Source organism: Streptomyces beijiangensis (assembly GCF_017315755.1).
Lineage (GTDB): Bacteria > Actinomycetota > Actinomycetes > Streptomycetales > Streptomycetaceae > Streptomyces > Streptomyces beijiangensis.
In genome coordinates this window covers 1-11,218 of record NZ_JAFLRJ010000301.1, presented here as the reverse complement: position 1 = coordinate 11,218, position 11,218 = coordinate 1, and the positions used below count along the sequence as shown (strand labels likewise).

At 68.7% G+C, this 11,218-nt stretch carries 10 protein-coding genes; 7 read left to right on the top strand and 3 right to left on the bottom strand.

The features are described 5' to 3' along the window. Nucleotides 1–1,845 (top strand): RICIN domain-containing protein (locus J0695_RS27975; RefSeq protein ID WP_242553283.1); only part of this gene is annotated, 1,845 nt, incomplete at its 5' end. Nucleotides 1,846–1,931: 86 nt separating this feature from the next. Further along, nucleotides 1,932–3,953, top strand: coding sequence for a hypothetical protein (locus J0695_RS27970; RefSeq protein ID WP_206966549.1), 2,022 nt, complete (start codon nucleotides 1,932–1,934; stop codon nucleotides 3,951–3,953). Nucleotides 3,954–4,090: 137 nt separating this feature from the next. Here the strand turns inward: J0695_RS27970 and J0695_RS27965 are convergent, their stop codons facing one another. Both J0695_RS27965 and J0695_RS27960 read right to left on the bottom strand, forming a co-directional pair. Continuing rightward, entirely contained in the window at nucleotides 4,091–5,410 is a 1,320-nt protein-coding gene (locus J0695_RS27965) for an aldehyde dehydrogenase family protein (RefSeq protein ID WP_206966550.1), read from the bottom strand. 167 nt (nucleotides 5,411–5,577) lie between these two features. Then, nucleotides 5,578–6,435 carry an SCO6745 family protein gene (locus J0695_RS27960; RefSeq protein WP_206966547.1) on the bottom strand — a complete coding sequence of 286 codons (858 nt, stop codon included), beginning with the start codon at nucleotides 6,433–6,435 and terminating at the stop codon, nucleotides 5,578–5,580. A gap of 248 nt (nucleotides 6,436–6,683) precedes the next feature. On the opposite strand from J0695_RS27960, the gene J0695_RS27955 reads away from it, so the two are divergent. From J0695_RS27955 to J0695_RS27940, 4 genes are all read left to right on the top strand, one after another. Continuing rightward, nucleotides 6,684–7,388, top strand: a complete 705-nt coding sequence (locus J0695_RS27955; protein ID WP_206966545.1) for an esterase/lipase family protein — start codon at nucleotides 6,684–6,686, stop codon at nucleotides 7,386–7,388. A gap of 313 nt (nucleotides 7,389–7,701) precedes the next feature. Next, entirely contained in the window at nucleotides 7,702–8,082 is a 381-nt protein-coding gene (locus J0695_RS27950) for a hypothetical protein (protein ID WP_206966543.1), read from the top strand. Continuing rightward, complete coding sequence (locus tag J0695_RS27945; protein WP_206966541.1) at nucleotides 8,079–8,447, top strand: hypothetical protein; 369 nt, start codon at nucleotides 8,079–8,081, stop codon at nucleotides 8,445–8,447. Before J0695_RS27950 ends, J0695_RS27945 begins: the two co-directional genes overlap by 4 nt. Before the next feature lie 66 nt (nucleotides 8,448–8,513). Then, entirely contained in the window at nucleotides 8,514–8,834 is a 321-nt protein-coding gene (locus J0695_RS27940) for a hypothetical protein (RefSeq protein ID WP_206966539.1), read from the top strand. 166 nt (nucleotides 8,835–9,000) lie between these two features. Here J0695_RS27940 and J0695_RS27935 read toward each other — a convergent pair whose 3' ends face one another. After that, entirely contained in the window at nucleotides 9,001–9,939 is a 939-nt protein-coding gene (locus tag J0695_RS27935; protein ID WP_206966537.1) for a serine protein kinase RIO, read from the bottom strand. A gap of 241 nt (nucleotides 9,940–10,180) precedes the next feature. Here J0695_RS27935 and J0695_RS27930 point away from each other — a divergent pair, with 241 nt between their 5' ends. Next, a complete protein-coding gene (locus J0695_RS27930; protein WP_206966535.1) occupies nucleotides 10,181–10,879 on the top strand; it encodes a 2-phosphosulfolactate phosphatase in 699 nt (232 codons plus the stop codon). The last annotated feature ends 339 nt before the right edge of the window (nucleotides 10,880–11,218 follow it).

Here is an 11,218-nt window from a genome sequence, read left to right as displayed (position 1 = left end):
TTCCGTACCAGAACGAGGACCGCCGGCGCGCTCGCCGCCACTGCCGCCGTCCTGTTCGGCGCACTGGCCACCGCCCCGGCCTCCGCCTCGGACTCCGCCCGGGCCCCCTCCCCCGGCGACTTCACCGTCTCCATCGGCGCCAAGGGCCCCTGGACCAACCCCGACGACACCCCGTCCGCGACGTACATCGACAAGAACGGCGCGTTCTACTACCAGTCGGCCCACTCCCTGTACGGGGCGAACGACCCGCGCAAGTGGACGTTCTACACCGGCAAGGACTTCGACTCCGCCACCCGTTCCACCGCCCTCAGCGACGCGGTCAACCCGGCCAACGCCAGCGACCGCAACAACGACACCACGTGGCGCTGCAACAACAGCCCCACCGGCCGTGAAGCCACGTACGCGCCCGACACCTCGTCCTACTCGCAGAAGAACTTCTGCGACCTGATGGGGGTGTGGGTGGATCCCGACACCGGTGACTGGTACGGCCTGGTCCACAACGAGTTCACCCCCTCGCCCCACGGCGACGGCCTGCACTACGACGCGATCGACCGCGCGGTCTCCAAGGACCAGGGCAGGACGTGGACCATCAAGGACCACGTGCTCACCTCGCCGTACAGCACCGAGCGAGGCGACAACCAGGCGTTCCCGAACGACACGTACCACTACGGCAACGGCGACGCGCGCCTGTTCGTGGACACCGCCTCCGGTTACTTCTACGTCTACTACAACTCGCGCATCATCCCGAAGGGCGGCGTCTCCGGAGGCTGGACCGACGGGAGCCGCGGGCATGTGGCCCGCGCCCCGATGTCCGGGAAGATGACGCCCGGTTCCTGGAAGAAGTGGTACGACGGCTCCTGGTCCCAGCCGGGCACCGGCGGCCTGGAGAGCAACATGGAGCCGGTCGACGCCACCCACACCACCGGCTACACCCCCGTCGCGAACGACTACAACCCGGCGAACCCCGGCAACGTCCAGCAGCAGCAGGCAGCCGGGAAACTGCCCGCCAAGTCCGACCTGCTGACCATGAACATCGCCTACAGCGCCTATCTGGGGCTGTATATAGGCGAGCCCGAGGCCGTGCACCAGGACGGCACCGAACCCCAGCGCTTCTACGTCACCGACAACCTCGCCACCCAGAAGTGGCGGCTGATCGGCGACTCCGGCGACTACCTGACCGGTTCCTGGTACCGCTGGCTGCTGGACTCGGTGAACAAGACCGGTTCCACCGTCGTCGGCAAGAAGTTCCGTTCGTACTGCTCGTTCTTCTGCTCCGAGGGCGCCGACGGCGAGTACTACGACACCGTCATCGACACCAAGTCCCCTGCCGCTCCGGTCGGCCCGGGCAAGGCCTACACGATCGCCAGCGGTGCCGGCCGCGTCCTCACCCAGGTCCGGGGCAGCACTGCCACCACCTCCCGTGCCCCGAACGGCAGTTCCGACCTCAGCCGGTGGACCTTCACCCCCAACGGTGACGGCTCCTATCGCATCGCCAACGCCTCCAGCCATCAGCTCCTGGGCGTCGACGCGAAGACCGACGCCGGGCGCGCCTGGGGCGCCAAGCCCACCGCGACCAACGCACCGGCGGGCGGCCCCACGGTCGGACAGCAGTGGTTTGTCATCGCCAACACCACGGTCGACGGCAAGTCCACCGGCACCTTCCGCCTGGTGAACCGCTACAGCGGACTCGTCATCGGCCTGTCGGCCACCAACGGCCGCCTCACCGAGACCACTCCCACCCGCGCGTGGACCGACTCCACCGGCGGCCAGGTCGGCGGCGCGCGCACCAGCGCGGAGCAGACCCTCACATTCACTGCCGCAGGTTCGGCGCACCAGCACCACTGACACCGGCGTACGGCTGCCCCCGCACCGGCACCCGCTGCCGGTGCGGGGGCAGTCCCGCATCCCATCCGCACCATGGAGGCCCCCGCGTGCCCGCCCGGTACCACCTGAGGTTCCAGATCCACCCCACGTCGGCCGCCGAGAGGCAGGCGGTTGAACTGGCCGAGTTCTGCCGACAGTCGGGCATCGACGAGGTCGTACTGCTGCTCGGCGCCGAGGAGTTGTACAACGGTCACCCCTCGGGCGACGAGGAGGACCGCCTGTACGACGCGGCAGCCACCGCGGCCACGGTGCTGCGCGACGCCGGTCTCGACGTCAGCCTCAACCCCTGGGTGACAGCAGGGCACGCCGACCGCGGGCGCTACGACCGTCTCGGTTTCGCGCCGATGGCCGGGCCCGACGGACAACCCGCCGTCGGCCAGGCGTCCTTCGCCTGCCCACGCTGGCGTACCTGGATCGCCGCGCATTACGGCCGGTTCGCCGAGCTGGGCTTCCGCGTCCTGTGGCTGGAGGATGACTTCCGCTATCACAATCACGCGCCGCTGGAGTGGGGCGGCGGATTCGAACCGCTCATGCTCGACCGCCTCGCGGAGCTGGTCGGCAGGACGGTGAGGCGCGAGGAGGTGGTGGCCGCCGTTACCGCACCGGGCGCCCCGCACCCGTGGCGTGCGCTGCTGCAGCAGACCTGGCGTACCTCGCAGCTCGAGGTCGCCACCCTCGTCGCCGAGGCCGTCGAAAAGCACTCGGAGGGCCGCTCCCGGCTGGGCCTGATGAGCTCGGGCCCCGGCGCCCATGCGGTCGAGGGCCGCGACTGGACGGCTCTGTTCGACGCGCTCACCATCGAGGGCGAGGTGGTCCACCGCCCCCACTTCGCTCCGTACAGCGATGTCCCGGGCCGTGAACTGAGCCGATCCATATGGATGTTGGACGTGCAGCGATCACTGCGCCCCTCCTCCGTACACAGTGAACCCGAGATAGAGAACTGGCCACACACCGCCTGGTCCAAGGCCGACACCCAGACCTGGTCCGAAATGGTCACCGCGCAGCTCTCCGGCGCGGACGCGCTGTTCCTCAACGTCCTGCCCGTCCAGTCCGGCCACGCCCGGCGGTTCCCGGAGGTCACGAGCCTCCTGCAGCGGTCCCGCCCCGCACTGGACCTCGTGGCGGAACGCCGCGACAACGAGCTCGGCACCCTCGGCGTGGGGCTGGCTTTCAACTCGGAGGCGTCGGCCCACGTCCGAACGCAACGGACGGGGAAGCTCGCGGACCTGGCCGTCGACCCGGGTGCCGCGGCGGACTTCCTGCTGCGCTACGGGGTGCCGGTCACAGCCGAAGACGCGCCTGTACGTGTGCTGTTCGGCCAGGTCGCCCGGTCCTTCGACGACGACGCGCTGCGCCGGATGCTCTCCGGCGGTCTGCTCCTCGACGGCATCGCCGCGCAGGTGCTGACCGAACGCGGCTTCGGCGAGCTGCTCGGCGTCACCGTGTCGGAGATCGTCGGCCGCCAGGAGCCGGCCGCACCCGGCCCGTACTCACTGGAGCACGCCCACACCCTCCCGACCGACGAGGACTCCGACGTCTTTCTGAGCGTCAACATGCAGCCCTCGCTCGCACGGCTGCACCCCGCCGACGGGGCGGAGGTCTGGACGAATATCCTCACCCCTGACCTGCAGGCGTGGGGGCCGGGCCGCTGCGTCTTCACCAACCCGCTCGGCGGCCGCGTCGCGGTCCTCGCCGCCACGGCCCCCGAGCTGCTGCCGTACGACGACGACGGCCAGCGGCTGCTGCACGCGACGGTGCGCTACCTGGAGGCCGGTGCGCCCGTACTCCCCCTGGTCAGTGGCGGACCATATCTGGTCCCCCGCCTGGCGCGCACCGGCCGTGGCTGGCAGCTCGCCATCACCAACGGCAGTGCCGATCCGGCCCGCCCCCGCATCGCCCTGCCCTTCCCGCCGGACGCCGCGGAGGCAACCCTGCTCGCCCCGCTCCACGTACCCACATCGACCACGATGACGGCAACCACCGGGTTCCTCACGCTCGACCAGGACCTACCGCACCGCGGCTGGCTGCTCGTCGACGGGGTCGATGGCCTTACGATTCGGCGACGGTAGCCGACGAGGCGCAGTAGGCAGGGCCACGCACGACGCCACACCGCACACCTCTTGCCTGAGCGCATCGCCTGGAGAGCCCTGCTCCCGCCCAGATCCGACTCGCCGCAATCGAGCGCGCGACCTTGTTGGCCATCCGCTCAGCCGAGCGGCTTGTCCAGCACGGCCTTGCGGTGGCTGAACGTCTCGAGCGAGTACTGGCCGTGGTAGCGACCCATGCCGCTCTCGCCGACCCCGCCGAACGGCAGATCCGAGACCGTGAGGTGCGCCACGGGGAGCCCGAAGCCGACACCGCCCGACGAGGTCTCGGCGACCAGACGGTCGCGGACCGCCTGCGACTCGGTGAACGCATACAGCGCCAGCGGCTTGTCCCGGTCGTTGATGAACGCGATCGCCTCGTCGAGTCCGTCGACCACCACGACCGGCAGGATCGGCCCGAAGATCTCCTCGGCCATGACGGCGGAATCCGGGGACACGTCGGCCAGCACCGTCGGTGCGATGTAGCGGTTCTCGCGGTCGTACGCGCCCCCGACGACGAGCCGGCCGGAATCGAGCAGGCCCGTGAGCCTGTCGAAGTGCCGATCGTTGACGATCCTGCCGAGGCGGGGCGACTCGGCGGGATCCGCGCCGAACGTCTCCTGTACCGCCTCCGCCAGCGCGCCCTCCAGCTCCGCGGCGGTCTCCCGGTCGGTGAGTACATAGTCCGGTGCGACGCAGGTCTGGCCCGCGTTGAGAAACTTCGTGGACACAAGCCGGGCGGCGACCTTCCGCACGTCCGTGTTCCGGTCGACGAACGCCGGTGACTTCCCGCCAAGTTCCAGGGTCACCGGAGTGAGGTGCTCGGCGGCCGCGCGCATCACGATCCGGCCGACGGTGCCGTTGCCGGTGTAGAAGATGTGGTCGAAACGCTGCTCCAGCAGGGCGGTGGTCTCCGGCACGGCGCCCTCCACCACGGCCACCGCATCGGCGTCGAGGAACTTGGGCAGCAGTTCCGCGATGACGCGCGAGGTGGCAGGCGCGAGCTCGCTCGGCTTGGCGACAACGCAGTTGCCCGCGGCGAGCGCGCCGGCCACCGGGGCGAGCAGCAGTTGCGCCGGGTAGTTCCACGGGGCGATCACCAGGACGACGCCCAGCGGGTCCAGCACGGTCCAGGCACGCGCGTCGCCGAGGTGCTCCGGCACCTCGGCGGGCTCCGGGCGCAGCCAGCCCTCGAGCCGCTCAAGGGTGTGGTCGATCTCGCGCACGGTGAAGTCGATCTCCGTACGGAACGCCTCGCTCTCACTCTTGCCCAGGTCCGCATGGAGCGCAGCCGCGATGTCCTGCCCGTGCTCGGTGAGCAGTGACCGCAGGGCCCGCAATTGCCCCGTGCGCCAGGACATGGGCTTTGTGCGCCCGGTCCGGTAGGTGGTGCGCAGCCGGGCGACGACCTCTGCGGGCTGTTCGGCGGTGGAATTCACCAGGGACTCCTCTATGCGGGTGGGGCCACTCTCGTCCAGTACTGGTGGCCGCCAGTACTGCCACGGCGTGCGAGCGACAAATCAGGTACGTGTATTTGCCAACAGTATGCAGCCGCTGGTTCTTCCCTCGTTGGCGTACGCAATCTGCGACCGCACCCGCGGCCGACCGGTCACCTCCCGGCAAATACCCCTGGCGGGAATGCCCCGTTCGCCAGAGCGGTACGCGAGAGGCGGCCGCCGATCTCGGTGAGCCGTTCGACCGCCGCCTGCCCGAGGTGCTCGTACGGCGCCCGGGCAAGCCCGTCCGTAACCTCCTCCACCCCGCTCCTCAGCTCGTGCCCGAGCGCGGTGAGACGGCCCTCGAAGTCGAGCACGCCGCGTGCGCGCAGCCTGGCCTGCGCCGCTTCCCACTCCGGTGCACTCCAGCCGCGACTGTGCCGGGCGAACTCTTCGGCGAAGCCCTCACCGGTGGCGGTGTGGGTGATCAGCGCCTCCAGACCGTCGAGACCGGCGGTGGACAGCGCGGCCAGATGACCGTCACCGCGGTACTCGCGCAGCACGGTGACGGCGTGCCACAGCGCAAGGTGCGCCGGGCCGGGAGCGGGCAGGTCTGCATGGGCCGCGTAGAGCGGCCGCCCCGCCGCGGCGCACGCCTCAGTGGCGGTCGTGGCCAGCTCGGCCGCCTCCCGTACCTCGGGGTCGTCAGCGACGGAGTCGCCCAGCAGGCGGCGCAGCACCCGGTCGACAGCCTTGAGCCGGGCCGTCAGGACGCTGGCGGGGGCCGCCAGGTCCCATGCCCGCGGGATGTGTGCGGCGACGAGAGCCGGGCTGAAGTTGTAGAACGTGGCGGCCACGACACCGGCACCCACCGCTCCCATTGCTGCGGCGCGCCCGGCGAAGTACCCCATGCGGCCCTTTTCCAGCCCGGCAGCACTGAACTCCTCCTCGGCCTCGGGCGCGAAGTAGATCAGGGAGTGGAGGGGATTGAGTGCCCCGTGACACTGCTTACCGGCCAGTAGAGAAGTCATGGCCGCACTGTAGACCCGCCCCGGGGGCCTTCGCTGAGCGCGTCGCCCTGGTCCAGCAGGTGGAAATTCCGGCTGCCTTGCGTGGACTGAGTCATGCGATTTCTGACCGGCACGCGTGATGGACCGGTCACGGCGCAAAGCTCAGTGGGGCCGTTCTATGGCTTCCGTTACCGCATCCCGCTCGTTACCATCCGGTAGCTTCAACTGCCCCTGGGTGCGCACCACTCAGCCGAACGACTGGAGTTGCCATGCGCCGTTCCACCGCTGCCGGGCTCACCGCGTTCGCCTCGGGCGTCGCGTTCCTGTGCTCCGCTCTGCTGACAGGGCCGCCGGCTCAGGCCGCACCCGCTCCGCAGGCGGACCGGATTCCCGTGATTTTCGTGCATGGCCGCAATGCCGACCCCGGCGTCTGGGGCACCATGAAGAGCACGTTCAAGCAGTCCGGTTACTCCGACAGCGAGCTGTTCGGCTGGGGCTACGACAGCAGCCGGTCCACCAATGAGGTGCTTGCCAGGCAGTTCTCCGCGTACGTCGCCGACGTGCTGCACCAGACCGGTGCGGCGCAGGTGGACATCGTCGCCCACTCACAGGGCGGTCTGCCCACCCGCTGGTTCCTCCGATTCGGCGGCGGTACGTCGGTGGTACGCGACTGGGTGTCCCTGGGCGGGCCCAACCACGGGACCAATCTGGCGTGGGCCTGCGCCCTGTGGGATCAAGGCTGCCGCGATATGACGCCGGGTTCGTATGTCGAGAGCCACCTGGCCGCGGGCAACCAGACACCCGGGCCGACACGCTACGCAACATTCGCCTCCCACTGCGACGAGTTCATCCTCCCCAACAGCAGCGTCCCCCTGCCCGGGGCCGCCAATTCCGACGCAGGCTGCCTGGCTCACAACGACCTCCTCACCGACCCGTCGACCGCACAAGGCGTCCTGGCGTTCCTGCGGCAGTGAGCCGTGGCCGAGTTCACTCTCCTCTGCCGTCCTGACGACTGGCTGCCCACAAAACCGGAGCGGTGATACCGGCGGCGCGGCCATCTTCCGCTGCCCATCAGGGGACCAGCGCAGCCTACGGATGTGGTCGGGCATGAGCCGTTGGACTATTCACCCGATCGAGGTCTGGTCTACCCACTACAGCGAGCGATAGCTTCATTACTCACCGTAGGGGGTCGGTTGAGCTGGCCTCCGCTCGCTCTTCCAGGGGGAAGACTTGCGATTTCTCTGCTTGAACCGAGCCTTGGCCGTGACAGCGGCCTGCCTCGCGGTCTTGGCCGCGACTCCGGCCTCCGGGCACGCGACCGAGTCGAAAACGACATCGGCTCCGCGCGTGACGATGCGCCAGGAGAAGAACTACCAAGTCGAGGTCGACAACTTCTCGAACCAGGCTTTCGACGAGGTTGCCCTGGCTTTCACCCGCAACAGCATACCCGTCACCCAGATCCTCCACCAGTTCAACGTGCCGGCCTCCAGCGTGATCATCTTCGACCTCGGACCGTGCTCCGACATCAAGCAGTACGCGGTCAGCGGCCTCGTGAGCGGCGAGCGCCAGTTCACCACCGGCGACGTCGACGCCGATCCCGTCGGCTGCGACGACATCATCACCATCCGGAACACGGCAGCGCCCGAAATGCAGAGGAAAGCCCGATGAGGCGCGCGGTCAAGGCGCTCTGCGCCGCCTCGCTGGCACTCGCCGCGGCGGTCGCAACCGCCTCGCCGGCTTCGGCCGTACGCCAGGCAGACGCACCGAACTACCAGGTTGATGTCGTCAACCACGCCGGCCTCGGTCTGGACGAGGTCGACCTTGCCGTCGGACGCTTCAGCGACCCGGTCATCCGGCTGCAAACCCAGCGGCATGTGGTGTCAGGAGCCACAGTCACTTTCGACCTCGGCCCCTGCTCCGACGTCCGGCAGTTCGCAGCCAGCGCCTTCGTCGGGAATCGCGAGGTCCTCCACACCGGAGACATCAACCCCAGCCCGAACTGCCACACCCAGGTCGAGATCACACACACATGAGCACGGCGGGGAGGGGGGACGCATGCAGCACCGCATGATATCCTGCTCGCGCTGCCCGTAGCAGCGTTGCTCACCACCACGGCGGGCGTAGCCCCGGCATACGCAGCGAACGGCCGCTTCGTTTTCGAGAACGCGGTCAGCCGAACGGGAGAGATGACCAACCCGCCCTCGGGCAGGTGCATCAAGCTCCCCTATCCGGTCATCAGGGTCACCAACGCGACCAACCAGAAAGCTCACTTGTTCCCGGACGCCCAGTGCAACACGACGGAAATCGCCGTCGTGGCGGCCGATCCTGGAACCGGAAGAGGCACGGCGTGGGGTAAACCGGACGGATCCCCTTCCGCGCTGGCAGTGAAGTTCGACTGCGATCTCGTCGCCTGCTCCTGAGCCATGTCTTCCTGGGGCCGGTCACCGAATCGCCGGCAACACGGGCGGCCCGGACGGCGACGTCCTGGCCGCCCGTCCGGAGCCACACTCGATCCGCAGATCAACTCTTCGTGGGACCCCGTCAGGTCTTCGGGTCTGTGCTCTCGAGCCCTACCAGCCGCCCGGTTCAGAAGGCGTGCGCCATCAGCTCCGCGAACAGCGCGTGCTCGTCGACCTCGAGGCCCCGCGAGCGGAACCAGCCACAGATGTTGGCGCAGTCGCGCTGGAGGAAGGTCATCCCGTTGAGATTGCCGACCAGGTCGACGATCTGTGGCAGGTCGATGATGACCAGCCGCTCGCCCGCCGCCAGGATGTTGTACGCCGAGAGGTCGCCGTGCACGACGCCGTTCTGCACCATCGTCGCGAGCGCATCGGTGAGCTGCTCGAAGTACGCCGCCAGCAGCTCGGGGGAGGGGCGAACCTGGGCGAGCCGGGGCGCGGTCCCGACGGAGCCGTCCTCGTCGACGACGGTGATCCACTCCATCAGGATCTCGGTGCCGTCGATCTGGACCGGGTAGGGAACCGGCAGCCCGAGGCCCCAGAGCCGCACCAGCGCACCCCACTCGGACACCGCCCACTCGCCGGCTGCGACCTGCCGGCCGAAGGTGCTCTTTCGCTTGATGGCCCGCTCGTCACGTGAGCGCTTCATCGAACGGCCCTCGGTGTAGGACGCGGCACGGTGGAAGGTCCGGTGCTCGGAAGAGCGGTACCGCTTGGCCGCCATGACCACGCCGGCTGCGGGGTCGAGCGGGTCGGCGCGCTCAACAAGGTGGACGTCGGCCTCCTTGCCGGTCTTGAGGACGCCGAGCTCGGTGTCGATCGCGCCCTGCGAGGTCACCACCCAGTCCGGGAGGGGCTCGGGGCCTCGGCAGAGGGGTTCGACGCTGAGCCAGGTCGACCAGCGCTGACCGTCCTCGAGGTCGCCGTAGGAACGGAAGTCGAAGACGAACCGGTCGTCGACATCGCCCAGGTCTTCCCGCGGCGGGACGAAGCGGTAGGGGTCGGTGATGAAGTCGTCAGATAGTGCCGGGTGCTGAGGGTGCTGCGAAAGATCGTCGTGGGACATCGCTGGAGGTGCTCCATGAAGTGAGAGTGAGGCGGTCTGCGGGCAGGCCGAGGACAGTCGTAGTCACGGTCGTGCCTCCTCTCGTGGAGCACCGGGCAGCTCCCGGTGTCCCGCCCATGGTGAGGGGCGGACACGGGGAGCTGCAACCGAATAAAGTCGGCCCGCGTCACTGGACCGTCACCCCGACGGTCGCCGGATTAATCGTGCCCTTCGGATGATCCAAGGGCGTCAGAATGGTGCGATGGATCATCACTTCGTTGGCATCCCAGAGTTGACCGGCGTACCCCGTGTCGCAGTCGTCATCGACGTCATGCGCGCCTTCACCGTGGCTGCCTGGGCCTTCTCCCGTGGCGTCGAGAAGATCGTTCTGGCCTCAACGGAGAGCGACGCACTCGCCTTGAAGGAGAGTCGCCCCGGTTGGCTGGCGTTGAAAGACGGAGCTCCAGCAGCGGGCTTCGACGCGGTGAACTCGCCTGGCTTGCTCAGGTCATGCGATTTCGCCGGCCGCACGCTGGTGCAGAAGACGACGGCAGGAACTGTGGGCGCGCTGGCTGTCGCGGACGCACCGCTGGTCTTGTGTGCCGGCTTCGTGGTGGCCGGCCCGACCGCGCGGTTCCTGCAGGCCAAGGATTCCGGTCCGGTGACGTTCGTTGTCACCGGAGAGGGAGGCCAGGCCGACGAGGACCTGGCCTGCGCTGAATACATTGCTCAATGCATGGCCGGAGGCGATGTCGAAGTGGCCCCGTATCTCCACCGCGCGAGGGCTTCTCGTGCCGCGGACGATCTTGCTGCGGGACTGCGGCTCGGATTCCACCCGGACGATGTCGACCTCTGCTTGGAAGTCGACAGGTTCCCCTTTGTGATGATGGCTCGCCAGGAAGAGTCTCTGACCGTGCTCCGTCCCGTTGCGGTGCCTGATCTCCAGTCCAGTCTCCGCTGACCTGCATCCGGCCCGGTCGGGGAGTGCGGCGGTCGGGTGTGGGTGATGTTCGGTAGGCGGCTGGTGGTGCTCGACGTGTGCCGGGACAGCTGAGGGCGGAGCGGCTGGTGCACCGGGGCGGGGTGCTCCAGTTGTCCGACTGCTGCAAATCTTTGTTACCTTCCGGTGTCCAGCTGACGTCCACGACTGATGCGGGCCAACTCGCCTCAATTGGAGAGACGTTGGCCCTTGCCGAGGCCAGGTCCCCGCCCGGCAGCAGCCCCGGAAATGTCCTGGAGCCGCCTCTCCCACCGCTGGCCCGTGGGGTCGTCGTCTGCATCACTTCGTATGCCCAGGAGG